We start from the raw sequence: 17,762 nt of genomic DNA on the forward strand, positions 1-17,762 counted from the left end.
TTTATAGTTTTAGTCATAATTTAAAAATAATCTAAGTCATTTGGGATGTATTGTTATGGCACTTAGTAAGCATGAAATTACTCGTTTTTTGGCACAGGAATTTCCTCAAGCACTCGAAAAAACTAGTATTGAAGAGATTAGCCCTAAAGGGGCACAGTTACTTTATAAAATCGATCAGAACGATTTACGTCCAGGTCAAACTGTATCAGGTCCAACCTTGATGTTGGTGGCTGATTTCGCGCTTTATGTTGCGATTATGGGACATTTAGGTCTAATTGCTATGGCTGTTACAACCAACATGACCATTAATTTTTTTCGTAAACCGAATGGAAATCAAGATATTAAAGCTGAGTGTAAATTAATCAAAGTTGGTAAAACATTAGTTACAGGTGAAGTGTGGTTATATTCTTTGGATGATGAAGAACCAGTTGCGCATGTGATTGGAACATATGCGCTTCCACCGCGAATAGCTCAGTAATTATTTGATTAATTAGAATTGTTTAAAACGGTCTTGTTTAGAGAGTAATTGAATGGAAATTCCTAAGATTTGAAACTTAGACAATGTGATGGTGCGATTATTAGTGGTTTGCGTGGTCGCCAATTCAATAAATATGTAGCATCATTGGATGCAATTGGTGCATGAATAGACTTAAAAACAGCAATACTTGCCTATCAATGATTGTTGCTTATGAACCCTTTGAACTCTATAAAGGTTTTGGGATAAAGGTGGAATCGTAAAATTTCCATTAACACAAATTTCAGCAAATTTTATTATTCGAAAGGATAAGTTTCCTGAAGGATTTGGGCAAAAGTCTCGTGAATGGGTAGCGGGTCAACTTGAGGGTACTTTTAATATCATCGCAAAATATGAAAAAGAAATTCCTGAAAAATATTGAATGAACATTCCCCCACCCCCCGAAGAACAGCTTAATTATATGAAAATGATGCACGAAGCTCGTATTTCTTTAACCAAAGCAGGTATTTATGATCCTAAAATGATGAACTTTCTGAAAAAAGTGCGTTGTAAGCAAAATCCAAATAGTTTTGAATACGCTCTGAATGATGAATAAAGCATCGTTTACAATTCTGAAAACCTCTTTATTCATTGTAATTAAGAGGTTTTTTATTCATTCCAAAATGTTAAATTTTAAAAAACATAACAACATTTAAGTATGCGAAAGAGTAAGAACATGCTAAAACTAATTATGTTCAAATTTATTTGTTCTTACTATACTCGGCTAATATGACGCAATCGTTCGACTTCATACCTTTATCGCAAATTGAATCAAATCAAGAACATATTTTAGCGATTAAACGTAATGATTTACTTCCTCTACTCAATGATCCACATCGTTTGAATCATTATGCCGATCATTTAGTTCAAGCTCAAAGTGTATTACTGAATGGTGTTGACCCTAGATTGAATCAGCAATTGAGTGAAGTGATTACCCAGATTATTCAGCAACTTTCAATTTCCAAAAAACATTTAGGTGGTCGTCGTTTTAACGCGTTGCAAAAATGGTTAGGTATAGATGTTGAATACGATGCTGGTCAAGTAAAGTTTGTCAAAGATCTTGAGCGTTTAATCAATGAAGCAAATCATTTAAGTCAGCGCTTACAGATCGAAATCCAAAAATCGCAATCACGACTACAGCAAGCTTTAGGTTTGAGAGAACAGATGGCCGCTTATATCCGCGCCGCTGATGAATTTTTAAGAGAATATCCTCAATTTACTCAACAGCAAAAGCTTGACCATTTTGTTGAACGGCTCTCAAAAAAAATAAACACCTTACACACCTTACAAACGAGTAATGATATTGCGATGAAACAAATGCAGTTATCACAAGAGTTATCTTTTGGCTTGCTAGATCGATTTAAAGAAGCACAACAGGTTTTGATTCCTGCATGGCAATATCACGTTAAACAAAGTACAGCATCGACTTCAACAAATACACTTGATCAGCTTGATAAAAGTCGAGAAGATTTAATTAAAAATTTGAAAAAATCATTACAGAAATAAGAGGGACAAAAGATGTCAGATTCAGAACTTAGCAAATTATCTCATGAGCTTGAAGTAAAGCCTGAGCAACGTTTTGAACAGTTGAATTTAAAAGATTTAGGATTGCAACCACATGATCTTGCAGAAGTAATGGATGCACATAAAGAATTGGCAGATATCAGTACCACAGTGGTAGCTGAATATGGCAAAAATATTGCCAGTAAAACTTCAACTTATACCGATGAACTGTTAAATCTGGTTCAGAATAAAGATTTGGATACGACTGGACAAAAACTTAATGAGGTCGTGCAAGTCGCACAGCAATTGAATACTTCAAGTATTTTGAATAAATCAAAAAGCTCTGGGTTTTTTGGCGGTTTACTGAGTAAGTTTAAAAATGCTAAACAAAATTTTGATCAGCATTTTAATACCACTAAAGAGCAGATTGATGTATTGGTCAAAGAAATTGAAAGTTCTCAATCGGGGTTGAAAGCTCGGGTTGGAACCTTAGATAAAATGTTTGATGCGGTACAGGATGAATATAAACAGCTTGGTGTTTATATTGCTGCAGGACAATTAAAACAGCAGGATATTCAGCAACAGATCTCAATGCTCACATCAAAAGAGCAGGATCAACAAACGATGCAACAGATTTATGATCTTAATCATTTGGCGAATAATCTTGAGAAAAGAGTCAGTGATTTGCAGGTTTTGCAACAATCTGCAATGCAGACTTTGCCGATGATTCGGATCATCCAGTCGAATAATTTAATGTTGGTAGATAAGTTCTATGCCATTAAGAACATTACGCTACCTGCATGGAAAAATCAGATTAGTCTGGCGATTTCATTACAAGAGCAAAAGAATAGTGTCCAGTTAGCAAAAGCGATTGATGACACAACGAATGAATTATTACGCCGTAATGCTGAATTATTGCATCAAAACTCAGTCGATACTGCGAAAGCGAATCAACGTTCAGTGATTGATGTAGAAACACTTGAACATGTACAAAACACCCTCATTAAAACAGTAAATGATGTGATTCAGATCCAGAAAGAAGGGATGCAAAAGCGTGCGGAAGCGACAACACGTTTACGTGCTTTGCAAGAGAACTTAAATCATTTAGTGCTTGAGCATAGCCAGCCACCTAAATCTTGATATTGTTAATTTTTGAAGGAAAAATCATTGTCACCCATAAACGATTTTAGTGTACAACCGATTGACCAACGTTTAGATGCATTAAAAAAACGTCAACGTCATTTAATGATCTGGTTCGTTTTAGCCTGTACATTGGTCGTTATTACAGTTGCATCGTTATTTTTGCAAAAAGAATTTATCTATCGGTTCTTTGATCTTTCCACGCATGTTCAGGCATTAGATTTGCCTTATCATGTTCAAGAATTGGTGCCATTTAAACAACCAGTCGATTATTTTTTTAATTTATTATCATGGTTTGGTTGGTTGTTTCTAAAAATTTTGGTTTCGTTTATTGGGGCATTTTTATTGCTCAGTTGGATGAAGAAATTTAAGTTTTTTCAACAACGTTTCCAAGCATGGACACAGCGTATTCTAGCTTGGATTATTGCCTTTATTTTGCTTTGGTCCAGTCTGAGCTACATTCAATACGATTGGAAAGATGAAACCAAACAGGCGTATCAACAATGGATGAGTTATCAAAATAATATTGTTGAAAGTCAAATTGCTCAAGATTTACAGCAGGCCAACATTTCATCGACTGAAAAAGCCTATGTGTTGGCACAAGTGGCTTTATTGCATCAGCCTGTCGATCGTAAAACTGCCAATGTCTATGTGAATCAATTGATTGTCGCTGAGAAGAATAACCCGATTCAGTTTAAACAATATGATTTTAAGCCTGAACAGTTATGGGTTATGCAGCAGCAGCTCTACGGTAAGAGTATCACCTCAATTACTCAGCCCTTAGATCTGCGTGCACAACAAGCCGAACGTATTTCTCAGATTGTGAATGTAATTTTATGGGGCTTGATTATGTTGGTTGTTGCTTTAAGCACCATTTTGTATGTACTCGCTAAGCAATTGAAAAATCGTCATATGCGCATTAATCAAAAGCTTGATGTCTCTTAAATCTTAATTCGGTTTATCCGATTAAATTTATAAAAACATACTGTTTTACCTATTTATTAGTTTTGCATACTATAGCTTCATTGAATGAATTTAGCTGATTTGAACTGCTTAGAATTTGGAGAAATACATGTTAGATCAAAATATTAAAACTCAATTAAAAGCTTACTTAGAACGTTTAGAAAGTCCAATCGAGTTAGTGGCTGCTTTAGATGAATCCGATAAGGCTGCAAAAATCAAAGAACTCGTGACCGAAATTGCTGAACTTTCTGATCAAGTTACGGCGCGTTTTGATGGTTCAAACGCTCGCCGTCCTAGTTTCGGTGTGGCTAAAGCAGGTGAACAACCTCGCGTGTTCTTTGCTGGTCTACCAATGGGACATGAGTTCACCTCTTTGATCTTGGCATTGTTACAAGTTTCAGGTTATGCACCGAAGGTATCTGATGAGGTGTTAAATCAGATTAAAGGTTTGAACTTAAAATCAAACTTTGATGTGTTTGTATCTTTGAGTTGTCACAACTGTCCAGATGTGGTTCAGGCTTTGAACTTAATTGCGATCTATAACCCAGATGCAACTGCGACCATGATTGATGGTGGTTTCTTCCAAGAAGAAGTTGAAGAACGCAAAATCTTAGCTGTACCGATGGTGTTTCAAGACAATGAACATATTGGACAAGGTCGTATGACTTTGGAAGAAATCGTGGCGAAGCTAGATACCAACTCAGCTGAAAAAGATGCCGCAGCACTCAATGCCAAAGATGCTTTTGATGTATTGGTGATTGGTGGTGGTCCTGCAGGTGGTACAGCAGCGATCTATGCAGCACGTAAAGGGATCAAAACAGGTATCGTGGCTGAACGCTTTGGTGGTCAGGTCATGGATACTATGGACATTGAAAACTTCACCACGGTTCAAAAAACTGTAGGTCCAAAGTTTGCTCAAGATATGGAAGCCCATGTACGTGAGTACGGTGTGGATATCATGAATTTACAACGTGTCAGCAAGATCACAGGTGCAGATCAGACAGCCAATGGTCTGGTTGAAGTTGAATTGGAAAATGGGGCTAAGCTTGAATCGAAAACCATTATTCTTTCAACAGGCGCACGTTGGAGAGAAATGAATGTACCGGGTGAAGCAGAATACCGTACCCGTGGTGTAGCGTACTGCCCACACTGTGATGGCCCATTATTCAAAGGCAAACGTGTTGCGGTGATTGGTGGTGGTAACTCTGGTGTAGAAGCAGCGATTGACCTTGCAGGAATTGTGGAGCATGTGACGTTGGTTGAGTTTGATACCAAGCTTCGTGCAGATCAAGTGTTGCAAGACAAATTAAACAGCTTGCCGAATACCACTGTGATTTTGAATGCGCTCAGTACTGAAGTGGTCGGAGATGGTGCTCAAGTGACGGCGTTGAAATACAAAGATCGCGCGACTGATGTTGAACATACAGTTGAGCTTGCAGGAATCTTTGTGCAGATTGGTTTATTACCAAACACAGATTTCTTGAAGAACAGTGCGGTTGAACTCAGCAATCGTGGTGAGATTGTGATCAATGATCGTAATGAAACCAATGTCAAAGGTGTATTTGCTGCGGGTGACTGTACCACCGTGCCTTACAAGCAAATCATCATCGCGACAGGTGAAGGTGCCAAAGCGTCTCTATCCGCTTTTGATTATATGATTCGCTCTGATGTGTAAATGATTTGATTAAAAAAGCCCCAATTGTTTGGGGCTTTTTTATTATGCTTAATTCTTCGGTTTATATAAACCATGATCAACTAAATGTTGGCGTAAGATGCGACGAAGTTCTAACACAGCTTCGGGCGTTTCTTGAATAGAGTGACCACCCGTGAAGATCTTCTCGGAAACAGCACCATCTAAATGTGCACTCTTATAAGGAACAATCCCATCTGTAATGACATTTGGATCATCACTTTTAGTAATATTGCCCATAATAGAATGAAAAACTAAGCCTTTTTCGGGTGGGATACTAGCTGTCAGTTCCATAAATTTAGATTTTTTACTTAGATCACTTGGTCCATTTTGAATGACATCATTCGTTAGTGTTTTGACAAAGTCTTTTAAATCAACATCATAACTGGTCAGCGTATCTGCAAGGGTCGTTAAGAAAGTTGCAGGAATTTTAATAATTTTTCTTGCTGCTAAAGTAAACCATCGGTCTGCATAATCTGTACCTCGGTGTGGTGCTGCGAGAAAAATAGCTCGATCAAAATTTTCAATTGGTTTCATTTTGAGTCTTTCACCAATGACAGGGTGTTTTCTTAGACGTGTTTGTTGGCGATTATTCATCAATTCTAAAGCTTGTTTAGAAATATCTGCATCACTCACTAAAAGTCGACTAATAATTCCACCCATGCTATGCCCAATTAAAACTGCATCTTGGGCTGCTGCATCTTTGGGATTAAGTGAACCAAATGCTTGTTTTAATAAAGCATAAATTTGAAAACGGCTTTCCAAAATTGGCATATTGGTAGAGTAAAAAATTTGCCAAACTTGATAATGTTCTCTTAATATTGCATCACCCATAATGTCATTAGTTACCGCAATCCATGCTTCAGGGCTACTTGCTAGACCATGTACTAATACAATGATTTTCTTATTCGGGTTATAGGGTTCCAGCATGTATATATGCGGCATTGCCAAATGCTGATCGCGGTCAATTAAGGTCAAATATGCAGCCGCACCTAAATTGTTTTCTGCTAGCCATAAACCATAGGGTGCAGAAAAATTTGCTGCTAATGAATATGGTTTACCTGCAATCTCTACTTTCTCAACGCTATAAGGATCATAAACCTTAATTTCAAAATTCGGGTTTGTTAAAACATCTTCTATCGTTGCATTCGATTTTTTAGGTTGAGCAATAATTGTTGCTGCTAAATAACGTGCTTTATGAATATTCGGATTTATCCCTTTAGGATAATCATGCGTTAAAGGATTAAGAATATATTTATTTTCTTGTGATGATGAGTCGGTCGATGGAAAAACTGCGACAAAATCAGAACCGAAACCATCACGGCGGTTAATCGCCCTTAATCCAGAAAAATTCATGTTATAACTGGAAATGAATTTTTCCAGTTTCATATTTTGTAGGCGTTGATATGCTTGAATATCAATTGTATAAGTACTTTTTCCAATTTTAATCGTTGGGGTAAGATTGGTCGATGGATTCCTTAAACGATGACCATTCACCAATTGAGTAAGTGCCTGATTGTAGAAATCTCGAATTTGTACTTGGCGGTTATCAAAAAGTCGTTCTTGTGGCTGACGTGATGTTTTGAATAAATAGGCATAACTATAACGAATACTTTTATCCAAAGCTTCAAGCTGCTGATCTAAACAACGTTCATAATTTTGCTGAATGAGCTTTTGTTCATCAGCAGGTTTGTGTTTAGACAATTTACTGATTTTACATTCTGATGAGTCCGACAGTGACATGGCTTTAGCAAGATATAGTTCACTGGCTGTCGACAATAATTGTTCGTCTTGAATCTGAGGAATTTTGTGTAGATCTGCAATGCATTCATTCGGAGATTGCATACAAATTTTTGCTTCTTTACCTGACATCGATAAGACATTCAGGCTTGCTTCACTTAACTTTTTCTGAGTTACTATACTATTACGTTCATTGGCTAGGGTGACATCAACCGCTTGTTGCTTGAGGCTAACGACCTGACAGCCATTTAAAGCAATAGTTGATAACAGCGTAAAGGCAAATAGATATTTGTTTGAATTAGATGCTTGCATTATCAAGGAGCAAATTTAGCTGGAAGATTCTAGCTATAATACGAAAAAAAGATGTTTTTTCAATCAACTTAAAAAAATAGACTGTTCTGAACAGTCTATTTTTACAAAATCACAAATCTTTAATTTAGGACTTGCCAAACATTCCAACGTTTTCCAGATTCAACTTCTTTGATAAGTTGATCTGCAACTTCGGCTTCATCAGGATAATTAATTTTATAATTTTTGAGTGTTTGAATCGCATTTTTCTTTTGCTCTAACCATAAATAGTTATTTGCGGCAGAAAGATAGGCTTCTTGTACACCGCCTTTAATCGCTTTATCTAGATATGGAATCGCTTCACGTTGACCGCCACCTTCAGATAGACCAAAACCAAACCAGAAATTAGTTTCAGGGTCATTTGGGCTAATCGCAAGAATACGCTGTGCGTAGTTGAGTGATTTGGTTGTATAGGCTGTACCTAAGTCCATATTACGTGCCATAACGCTTGCTTTAAATGCACGAGTAAGTACATCCAGAGAAGCATTCGGCTTTTCTGCTAAAGCATCAAGTTTCTGCGTAATTTCACGAAGTTTTGCCTCATAACCTTTACGTTCTTGGCGTTCAGTAAAACGTGGTGGGTAGTGACGCGCTTTACCTTCAACCAATTGAAGAAAATCATCAATTTCAGTGACATCTACTTCATTATCGCCAGCAAGCACCGCATATTTCATATTACGTTGCTTCTGATCAATCGTAGGGACGATTAATTTATTCACCTCAAGGGTGGTTGATTTTGATGGGTCACCTTGAAGTGAAACAACCATTTTTGTTACAGGTTGAGCCGATGCATATTTAATTGCAACTTCAAAGCTTGGTGGAGCATCATATTTAACTGGATTTAAAGCGTAAAATGGGGGAGTTGGATCAGGTTCTTTGAATACAAAAGGTTCAGCAGCTTTTTCTTTTTTTACTGGCGTAGTACCACAAGCTGTTAAAAAAGAAGTTGAAAGTACAAGAAGTGCCAAAGGCTTAAAATTCATGCTTTACATCCATTAATTTTAGTGAATTAACTAGGTCGATCGTTGGTTTTACCAGTCTAGGAAAAGCAAAACCAACTTGCAACGAGAAGCTTGTTACATTTTTTATAAATTGGATTAGTTCGAAGAAGTTTTGCTCTGAGCTTCACATTCACGTCTAACTTCTTCAATAATTTTAAGTTCTTCTTTACTAAATGGCTGGGTCTTCTGTTTTTGACCGTTAAATGTTGGGTCTAGTAGCGAGAGGCGCTGGCAAAGGGTATTCATGCGCTTTTCATTTTGCTGCATCCGATCCAGTAAAACACGAATACCTTCTAAAATTGGGTCTGACTGATCCTGAGTGGTGGCATAAGGTTGGAAACCGATGCTTTCAGCATAATCACGGCGGCGTGCTTCATCCTGCTCAATCTGGGTTTTATCCTTGAAAATGTATCGTGCAGGGTTGCCAACGGCGGTTACGCCCTCAGGAACTTCTTTGGTGATGACTGCATTTGAGCCAACTTTTGCACCTTTATGGACGGTAAAGGGACCGAGGATTTTAGCACCTGCACCCACCACCACACCATCTTCAAGCGTGGGGTGGCGCTTGCCTTTATTCCATGTTGTGCCGCCAAGCGTTACTCCATGATAAAGCGTGACATCATCACCAATTTCAGCTGTTTCACCAATCACCACACCCATACCATGATCGATAAAAAAGCGTTTACCAATTTTTGCGCCAGGATGGATTTCAATTCCTGTGGCAAAGCGGCTAAATGAAGAAAGTAAACGTGCTGTACCTTTGTACTCTTTTTTCCAAAGCTCATGTGCCATACGATGCATGATCAAAGCATGAATACCCGGATAGGTGGTTAGAACTTCGAGTGTATTTCGAGCAGCAGGATCACGTGCAAATACAGCCTCGATATCTTCTTTAAGCTGTTTAATCATTGGGCATGATCCTCCGAATTGGTTTGTTTCCATGAGCCTTTGGCTAAAGCCTGTACGCGGCTGAAGATTCCGCGCAATAAATGATATTCCATACGATCTAATTGTATCCTTCCGAACAGTCGACGCAAGCGTAATGGAAGTAAACGAGGATTATTTGGATCTAAAAATTCGATTTCAGTCAGCATTTTTTCTAGATGAGGATAGAATTCTTCCATTTGTTTTTGTGTTACTAATGGCTCATCCCATTCCATGCTCTGTTGTTGTTTAAGTTGCATGTGATCATCTGGAACAACAGTCATTTGTTGCGTATTTTGTTCGAGTGCAGCCATTCTCAACTCATAACAAATGACTTGAATCGCTTGTGCGACATTTAAAACACCATACTCAGGATTAACTGGGATGGTTAAGTGATAATTGGCTAAAGCAAGTTCTTCATTGGTGAGACCACGGTCTTCACGACCAAAAACAATAGCGATATTTTGTTGTTGAGTTGCAGCTTGTAACGCTTCTTTTGCAGCAGGACGTACGTCCAGTAACGGCCATGGAATGGTACGACTACGTGCGCTGGTTCCAAACACGAGATGACAGTCTTGAATAGCTTGTTCTAAAGTATCAACGATCTCAATTTTTTCAATTAAATCCTGTGCACCTGCGGCTAAAGCATCAATATCTGGGTGTGGATAGGTTTTAGGCGCAACTAAAACGAGTTGAGATAAACCCATCGTTTTCATTGCGCGTAAGGCACTACCAATATTGGCTGGTAGGGTGGTATTGACCATCACAATACGCACATGATCCAAGTGTTTGGACACGTTATTTGAGTCAAACAGATTCATATATCATCCAAAATTAAGAGTATTGAGAGATTTCAGCTTGATACAGATCAAGCGCTTCATCCATAGACATGTTTTCAGGTGGTGGTGCAACTGTCGTTACTTTAGGCGCTTCTGCTACTTTTGCAGCTTTTGACTTCACTTGATATTCAATAAAAATCGCGTCCTTACCAAAATAATCACGTAGCTTGCCTAGCAATTCATCTAAAGGTGCGACTTTCCATTGCGGACCTAGATGCAACTCTGCTGTCGCAAAGCTTTGTTCAAGTTGGATTTGTAAAGCAATATGCTGACACATATCGACATTGCAATAAGGTAATAAAATTGCCTGTAAATCTTTGGCTAAAGATTTGGTCATTAAATCTTGAGGGAGACGAATTTGAATACTTTGGGCTCGCTTTTGGCGGATTTCATTTAAATTAAACGCTTTACTTAAACGCGCCATTGGGCGATCAAAGCCTTCACGTTCGTAGATTTCGCCTTCGATAACAATGACTTGTTCTAGACGAACGATTTCTTTATAACGTTGAAAACGCTCATGATTACAGCTGATTTCCACACGAGCAGTACCATCATCTAGTGTAATCATGATACGGTTCGGGAAGTTGGCAATATCAACGACTAAACCAGCAAAGACGGTCGTGACACCACGACGAGTAGGTGTTAGTTCATTTAATTTTGCTGGAATAAACGATTTTAATTCTGGACGATAGACATCAATCGGATGACCAGTGAGATACAATCCAAGCGTATCTTTTTCACCTTTAAGGCGAACTTCGTCTGACCACGGTTTCACAGGTTTAGCAGGTTTGCGTTGAACTTCTTCAACTTCACCAAATAAATCCATGATACCCGTCTCACGGTTACTTCGTGCTTGTTCAGCCGCTTGAACAGCTTCAGGCAATTGAGCCATTAAGCTTGAGCGTTCAATGCCTAAACAATCCAATGCACCTGCACGAATTAAGGCTTCTAAGGTACGTTTATTGATTTTTTTCAGGTCGATTCGATGACAGAAATCAAATAAATCCTTGTATGGACCTTCATTGATGCGTGAGTCGATGACCGATTGCATCGCTTGTTCGCCGACACCTTTAATTGCACCGAGACCATAAACAATAGTTTTCTCATCACTGGCATGGAAATGATACAAAGACATATTTACGGAAGGCGGTAGCACTTCTAATTTATTATTACGGCAGTCATCAATTAAAAATACGATACTGTCAGTATTCTGCATTTCTGATGATAAAACCGCCGCCATAAATTCTGAAGGATAATGTGCTTTTAACCATGCAGTGTGATAGGCAACAAGGGCATAGGCTGCAGCATGTGATTTGTTAAATCCATAACCTGCGAACTTTTCCATATAGTCGAAGATATGGTTTGCTGTCGCTTCATCAATCTCTTTTTTTGCAGCACCTTCAATAAAGATTTGGCGCTGTTTAACCATTTCTTCAGGTTTCTTTTTACCCATGGCACGGCGAAGTAAATCTGCACCACCAAGTGTATAGCCTGCGCAGAACTGTGCTGCCTGCATCACCTGTTCTTGGTAAACCATAATCCCGTAGGTAGGTTCAAGTACGCTTTCTAGCAATGGATGTAGATATTCGAACTCACCACCATGCATACGATGGATAAAGTCTGGAATTAGATCCATTGGACCGGGGCGGTATAAAGAAACGAAGGCAATAATTTCTTCAAATTTACTCGGTCTTGCTTCCTTGAGCATTTTTTTCATGCCGACGGATTCAAACTGGAACACCGCAGTTGTATTGGCGTTCGCAAAGACTAAATAAGCATCCTTGTCATCTAATGGAACATTTGCAATTTCGAGAGGAATTTCAGATTTGATTCTTTTATTAATATTTTGAACGGCATCTTCAATAACTGTGAGGTTACGCAAACCTAAGAAGTCAAATTTAACCAGACCTGCAGCTTCAACATCATCTTTATCGTATTGCGCAACACGACTTGTTCCATCTGCTTCACACAGTACCGCTGAATAATCGGTAATTTTTCCGGGTGCAATGACTACACCACCTGCGTGTTTCCCTGTGTTTCGTGTAATGCCTTCGAGCTTAAGTGCCATTTCCCAAATTTCAGCAGCATCGTCATTATCAGGGTTTGATGGGTTGGTCACGATGTCTTTGAGCTGTGGTTCCATGTCAATCGCAGTGACTAGATCAACGCCAAGCGGCTTGGTCGGAATCATTTTGGAAATACGGTCAGCCAGACCATAAGACTTACCTAAGACACGTGCAACATCTCGGATTGCGCCTTTTGCAGCCATCGTACCAAAAGTCGCAATCTGTGAAACGGCTTCACGACCGTAGTTTTGTGCGACATATTCGATCACTCGGTCACGACCTGCAATACAGAAATCGACGTCAAAATCGGGCATTGAGACACGTTCAGGGTTTAAGAAACGTTCGAAAAGCAAATCATAACGTAATGGATCAAGGTCAGTAATTTTTAAACTGTAGGCAACTAATGAACCAGCACCCGAACCACGGCCAGGACCTACAGGCACACCATTATTTTTGGCCCATTGAATAAAGTCCATGACGATCAGGAAGTAACCCGGAAAACCCATTTTTAAAATAATATCAACTTCGTACTTGATACGATCATCATAAGGTTTACGAATTTCAGCCCAATCTTCATCACGTTCAGCAATAGGGTAAAGGTGATTTAAGCGTTCCTCTAAACCTGTACGAGATAAATGTTCGAAATAGGTGTCGATGGTATAACCATCTGGGATCGGGAAATCAGGTAAGAAATAAGTACCGAGCTGTAAGGCAACATTACAGCGTTTTGCAATTTGATAAGTGTTTTCAATCGCGCTTGGAATGTCTGAGAACAGCTCAGACATTTGCTCACCAGTTTTAAAATACTGTTCAGAGCTATAATTCTTAGGACGTTTATCGTCACCAAGGACATAACCATCGGCAATACACACACGTGCTTCATGTGCTTCAAAATCATCTTGTTCAACAAAGTGAACATCATTATGTGCAACGACACCAATTTGATATTTAGCAGCGAGTTTAACGGCTTGTTGAATAAAATCTTCTTCACCAACACGTTCAGTACGTGTTAAAGCTAAATAAACACGATTACCAAACTTTTCAATCCATGCTTCTAACAAAGGTTCTGCTTTTTGTGGATTGGATGAACAAAGCATTTTGCCAACATCACTATGCTGTCCAAGCAATACAATTAAATCTTCTGATTGTTCAAGTATCCATTCTTTTTGTACGCATGGGATACTAAGTTGTTGTCCTTCAATAAAGCCCCGAGATACGATTTCGGTTAGATTTCGCCAACCTTTACTGCTCATAGCTAATAAGGTTGCGCGGTGCTCTGCGTCATTCAGTCGAATGACACTGCCTAAAACAGGTTTAATGCCTTTTTTTAAACAAGCTTCATAAAATTTCACCGCAGCGTGCAAGTTGGATAAGTCTGTTAATGCAAGCGCAGGCATGTCATCTTTAACGGCAGCTTTGACCAAATCAGGTATGCGAACAATCGATTCCGTAATCGAAAATTCTGTATGGATACCGAGATGAACAAACCGCATAGAAGGACTATCCTTTTTCAAAGCAACGCATAGTTTAGCATGCAAACCGAAAATGGCATGCTTAATATTTTGGCAAACTGTCTATTTGTTCTGTGCTTTTTATAAATTAATAAAAATTAACTTTTGATTTATATGGAAATATAAATATACATTTACTTAAGTTGTTTGACCGCTAGAATGTATCTGCATAAAAATGTACCAAAGCGGGTTCAAGAATGAAATTAAAGAATATCGTATTTTCAATATTATTAAGTATGAGCGCAATTTCTTTAGCTCAAGCTGAGGATGTATCTTTTAGCCAAGAACTCGTTCAACAAGCAAAAAGCGGTGATGTGATTGCCCAAAATAATCTTGGAGATGCTTATTATTATGGAAATGATGTCGATCAAGATTTTGGTAAAGCATTAGAGTGGTTCAAAAAGGCGGCTGCAAAGGGAAATGCTGATGCACTTTTTTCTGTAGGGTATATGTATGATTATTGCGAAGGGGCTGAAGAAGATAATCCCACAGCGTTAAAGTGGTATACACAGGCGGCACAAAAAGGGCAATTATACGCTCAGTATTATATACCTCTATGGTGATGACGGTGTTAGCATTAATACTAAAAAGGCTTGGAATGGATGACCAAATCTGCTGATGCGGGATTAGATCTTGCACAAACTGAATTAGGTCATTGAAGTTGCCATAAAAAAGTAACCATGTGTACGTCTGTTTTAATTTCATCTATAAACAAGCTAAGCCTAATTTTCTAAAAGAATTTTTCGCATGTTTATTTTGAATACTCAACTTATTCATCTTAAAAAAAGGAAGCGATTTGCTTCCTTTTTATTGCCAATTTTGCTTAACGCATTTTCGCCAAGAAACGGCTTAAACGATTAATTGCTTCACGTAGCTCATTTTCAGCAGGTAAGAACACTACTCGGAAATGATCTGGGCTTGGCCAATTAAAACCTGTACCTTGAACCAACAAAACTTTTTCAGCCTTTAATAAATCCAACATCAATTTCTCATCGTCTTCAATCGGATAGATCTCAGGGTCTAGTTTTGGGAAACAGTACATTGCTCCGTCAGGCTTAACACAGCTTACGCCAGGAATCTCATTTAACATTTCCCATGCAATATTACGTTGTTCATACAGACGACCGCCTGGACGAATTAAATCATTGATAGACTGATAGCCACCGAGTGCAGTTTGAATTGCGTATTGTGCTTGATGATTCGCACACAAACGCATTGAAGCAAGCATGTCTAAACCTTCAATATAGTCTGCAGCACGTGATTTATCACCTGTGATCGCCATCCAACCTGCACGATAACCAGCAATACGATAGGCTTTTGATAAACCATTAAATGAAATGCAAAGTTGATTGCCAGCCAAAGCTGCAACAGCAACATGCTCAATGCCGTCATAAACGATTTTGTCGTAGATTTCATCTGCAAACAAAATTAAGTCATGCTTTTTAGCTAAAGCAACAATTTGCTGCAATACATGACGTGGGTAAACAGAACCTGTTGGGTTGTTTGGATTGATAATGACAATACCACGCGTATTTGCTGTGATTTTGCTTTCCATATCCGCAAGATCAGGATACCAATAGTTTTCTTCATCACATTTATAATGAACAGCTTTACCACCAGACAGATTAACTGCTGCTGTCCATAATGGATAGTCAGGCATAGGAACGAGCATTTCATCGCCATCGTTTAATAAGCCTTGCATCGCCATCACAATCAGTTCAGACACGCCATTTCCGACATACACATCATTAACGTGCATATCAAAAACGCCTTTTTGCTGATAATACTGGCAAATGGCTTTACGCGCAGGGAAAATCCCTTTGGAGTCTGTATAACCAATCGCATTCGGTAGGTTTAATGCAACATCATTGATAATTTCTTGTGGAGCTTCAAAACCAAAAGGTGCAGGGTTGCCGATATTGAGCTTAATGATTTTGTGTCCTTGCTCCTCCATTTCATTGGCGGCGCGTAATACTGGTCCACGAATGTCGTAGCAAACATGCTCAAGTTTCGATGATTTCTTAATTTCACGATTTGATTGAGCAGAGTGGGATGTAACAGTATTTTTAGACATAGCTGGATTCACTTTTGCATATCGGTATAAATAACTTTTAAAGGTTTCGACACTTACCAAATCTAGATCATGTTGATCTCTAAGTAATTCAACAATTTTCTCATAGGTAAAACCTGATTGTTGATATTGTTTGATTGTTGGTAAGAGTTTTTGAAAAACCACACTTTTTTTCTGAGACATTTTTTGTCCTATACAACCGTGCCAAACAAGAATAACACTATCTTTGCTTACGAGAAAGATAGTTTTGTTAAAATTTGCTTACCTTTAAATTTAAAATTGCTTTCTTTTTGCTATTAAAAAATTAATGCTTAAATTTCACTAAATTGTACGTTATGAGACTAGAGTTTTTGTTATGAATGGCGTAAATATAAAACCTGATCATCGAGATATTTTTAACATCAGAATAAAAGGTGTAGGTTATGGGAAAAGTCAATAAAACAGAGCGGGAATGGCAAAGAGAACTATCACCAGAAGAATATCGTATTACTCGTCAGAAAGGCACAGAACCAGCATTTACAGGGCAATATTGGAATAACAAACAGCATGGTATTTATGTCTGTCGATGTTGTGGTGCAGAACTCTTTTCATCTGAAACGAAATACGATAGCGGTTGTGGATGGCCAAGTTTTTATAGACCAATTGATGCTGTTGCAATAGAAGAACATGAAGATTTATCGCATGGTATGGTCAGAACGGAAATCGTCTGCCATGATTGCGATGCACATTTGGGTCATGTGTTTGAGGATGGTCCACAGCCGACAAGACTGCGTTATTGCGTGAATTCGGCATCATTACAACTTAAAACAGAAGAAAAGAATGACGAGGAAACCTATCCATGAGTAACATTTATCAGTTTGAAGCTGAATTGTTAGAGGGAGAAACAAAGGCGCTCGCTGATTATAAAGGCAAGGTCATGCTGATTGTGAACACCGCAAGTAAATGCGGTTTCACTCCGCAATTTGCAGGACTCGAGAAGCTTTACGAAAAATATAAAACTCAAGGATTAGAAATTTTAGGGTTTCCTTGCAATCAATTTGGAGGGCAAGATCCAGGGACAAATAAGGAAATTGGGAATTTTTGTCAAAGGAACTATGGTGTAACTTTTCCAATGTTTGCAAAGGTTGATGTGAAAGGGCCGGAAGCACACGTTATTTTTAGATTTTTGACACGTGAGGCAAAAGGTATTTTGGGTAGTCAAAATATCAAATGGAACTTCACAAAGTTCTTGGTTGGTCGTAATGGTGAAGTTTTGGGGCGATATGCACCAACCACTAAACCTGAAGCTTTAGAAGCTGATATAGAGAAAGCTTTAGCGAAAAAGTAACAATAATCTTTGTACACGACAAAAAAAGACAACTCATTGAAATAATGGCATAATACTTGTTTTCTGACGACGAATATGATGACACATTTCAATGAGTTACATCTCATCTTAAACAAATATCTAAA

General features: G+C 38.4%; 13 protein-coding genes and 2 pseudogenes. 9 read left to right on the forward strand and 6 right to left on the reverse strand.

Features of this window, described 5'->3' with window-relative positions; translation table 11 throughout:
• Positions 1 to 55: 55 nt before the first annotated feature.
• The 6 genes and pseudogenes from HYG88_RS12115 (at position 56) to ahpF (ending at position 5,795) form a co-directional block, all read left to right on the forward strand.
• Positions 56 to 478 carry a PaaI family thioesterase gene (locus HYG88_RS12115; RefSeq protein ID WP_005160661.1) on the forward strand — a complete coding sequence of 141 codons (423 nt, stop codon included), beginning with the start codon at positions 56 to 58 and terminating at the stop codon, positions 476 to 478.
• Positions 479 to 544: 66 nt separating this feature from the next.
• Positions 545 to 1,070 (forward strand): annotated as a pseudogene (locus tag HYG88_RS12120) (putative solute-binding protein); the annotation flags it as partial.
• A 173-nt stretch (positions 1,071 to 1,243) separates the two neighbouring features.
• Positions 1,244 to 2,020 (forward strand): hypothetical protein, encoded by a 777-nt coding sequence (locus tag HYG88_RS12125; RefSeq protein WP_005160657.1) that lies wholly within the window; start codon positions 1,244 to 1,246, stop codon positions 2,018 to 2,020.
• 12 nt (positions 2,021 to 2,032) lie between these two features.
• Entirely contained in the window at positions 2,033 to 3,157 is a 1,125-nt protein-coding gene (locus tag HYG88_RS12130; protein ID WP_005160655.1) for a toxic anion resistance protein, read from the forward strand.
• A 27-nt stretch (positions 3,158 to 3,184) separates the two neighbouring features.
• On the forward strand, positions 3,185 to 4,102 hold the full coding sequence (locus HYG88_RS12135) for a hypothetical protein (protein WP_005160653.1): 918 nt from the start codon (positions 3,185 to 3,187) through the stop codon (positions 4,100 to 4,102).
• Positions 4,103 to 4,229: 127 nt separating this feature from the next.
• Positions 4,230 to 5,795, forward strand: a complete 1,566-nt coding sequence (ahpF, locus tag HYG88_RS12140; protein ID WP_005160651.1) for an alkyl hydroperoxide reductase subunit F — start codon at positions 4,230 to 4,232, stop codon at positions 5,793 to 5,795.
• Between the two features lie 48 nt (positions 5,796 to 5,843).
• Here the strand turns inward: ahpF and HYG88_RS12145 are convergent, their stop codons facing one another.
• The 5 genes from HYG88_RS12145 to dnaE form a co-directional block, all read right to left on the reverse strand.
• The gene (locus HYG88_RS12145; protein ID WP_005160649.1) at positions 5,844 to 7,862 is read right to left on the reverse strand and encodes a triacylglycerol lipase; all 2,019 of its coding nucleotides are present in this window, start codon (positions 7,860 to 7,862) and stop codon (positions 5,844 to 5,846) included.
• Positions 7,863 to 7,981: 119 nt separating this feature from the next.
• The gene (locus HYG88_RS12150; RefSeq protein ID WP_005160647.1) at positions 7,982 to 8,881 is read right to left on the reverse strand and encodes an ABUW_2363 family tetratricopeptide repeat lipoprotein; all 900 of its coding nucleotides are present in this window, start codon (positions 8,879 to 8,881) and stop codon (positions 7,982 to 7,984) included.
• 114 nt (positions 8,882 to 8,995) lie between these two features.
• Positions 8,996 to 9,910, reverse strand: coding sequence for a serine O-acetyltransferase (gene cysE / locus HYG88_RS12155; protein ID WP_349628948.1), 915 nt, complete (start codon positions 9,908 to 9,910; stop codon positions 8,996 to 8,998).
• On the reverse strand, positions 9,805 to 10,644 hold the full coding sequence (locus tag HYG88_RS12160) for an RNA methyltransferase (protein ID WP_005160643.1): 840 nt from the start codon (positions 10,642 to 10,644) through the stop codon (positions 9,805 to 9,807). Before HYG88_RS12160 ends, cysE begins: the two co-directional genes overlap by 106 nt.
• A gap of 13 nt (positions 10,645 to 10,657) precedes the next feature.
• A complete protein-coding gene (gene dnaE / locus HYG88_RS12165; protein WP_005160642.1) occupies positions 10,658 to 14,221 on the reverse strand; it encodes a DNA polymerase III subunit alpha in 3,564 nt (1,187 codons plus the stop codon).
• 215 nt (positions 14,222 to 14,436) lie between these two features.
• Between dnaE and HYG88_RS12170 the strand changes: the two are divergent.
• A pseudogene (locus tag HYG88_RS12170) lies at positions 14,437 to 14,895 on the forward strand (tetratricopeptide repeat protein); the annotation flags it as partial.
• Positions 14,896 to 15,062: 167 nt separating this feature from the next.
• Here the strand turns inward: HYG88_RS12170 and HYG88_RS12175 are convergent.
• Positions 15,063 to 16,493 carry a pyridoxal phosphate-dependent aminotransferase gene (locus tag HYG88_RS12175; RefSeq protein ID WP_005160640.1) on the reverse strand — a complete coding sequence of 477 codons (1,431 nt, stop codon included), beginning with the start codon at positions 16,491 to 16,493 and terminating at the stop codon, positions 15,063 to 15,065.
• Between the two features lie 239 nt (positions 16,494 to 16,732).
• Here HYG88_RS12175 and msrB point away from each other — a divergent pair, with 239 nt between their 5' ends.
• Together msrB and HYG88_RS12185 are read left to right on the forward strand one after the other, a co-directional pair.
• Complete coding sequence (gene msrB / locus HYG88_RS12180; RefSeq protein WP_178883185.1) at positions 16,733 to 17,152, forward strand: peptide-methionine (R)-S-oxide reductase MsrB; 420 nt, start codon at positions 16,733 to 16,735, stop codon at positions 17,150 to 17,152.
• Positions 17,149 to 17,637 (forward strand): glutathione peroxidase, encoded by a 489-nt coding sequence (locus tag HYG88_RS12185; RefSeq protein WP_005160634.1) that lies wholly within the window; start codon positions 17,149 to 17,151, stop codon positions 17,635 to 17,637. The genes msrB and HYG88_RS12185 overlap by 4 nt, the downstream gene beginning before the upstream one ends.
• The last annotated feature ends 125 nt before the right edge of the window (positions 17,638 to 17,762 follow it).

The sequence above is a fragment of the Acinetobacter sp. SwsAc4 genome, from assembly GCF_013391535.1.
Lineage (GTDB): Bacteria > Pseudomonadota > Gammaproteobacteria > Pseudomonadales > Moraxellaceae > Acinetobacter.